A 386-nucleotide genomic window follows, 5' to 3' on the forward strand; every position below is an offset into this window, starting at 1 on the left:
GCGCTGACCTCATAGCCGGCGAGTTCGAGCGTCTGCGCCGTCGCTCTTCTGAGATCCTTGTCGTCGTCGACGAGAAAAACCGAGTTTGCCGCATCCATGGTCATGCCCTTTTCAAGCCGATCGTGAAGCAGGTGCCGTTGCCATCGCTGCGCACCGCAATCGTGCCGCCATAGTCGGCCAGGATTTCCTTGCTGATGACGAGGCCCAGCCCGAGGCCTCGCTCCTTGGACGTGTTGAACGGCGTGAACAGCGCTTCGAGAATGTCGGGCGGAATGCCAGGACCGTTGTCGGCGATGGTGACCTCGACCCTGCCAGGCGTTTCTACGGCGCGCACTTCGACGCGTGCGGCCCCCTTCCCCTCTAATGCTTCCAATGCGTTCTGAAAG

The 386-nt window shown here is 61.4% G+C and carries 1 protein-coding gene; it reads right to left on the reverse strand.

Annotation, left to right across the window (positions count from 1 at the left end; all coding sequences use genetic code 11):
• Positions 1-100: 100 nt before the first annotated feature.
• Positions 101-386, reverse strand: a 286-nt coding sequence (locus AC1D0P_RS31460; RefSeq protein ID WP_477680309.1) for an ATP-binding protein, incomplete at its 5' end; no start/stop codon positions are given.

Source organism: Polaromonas sp. P1_G2, from assembly GCF_056405515.1.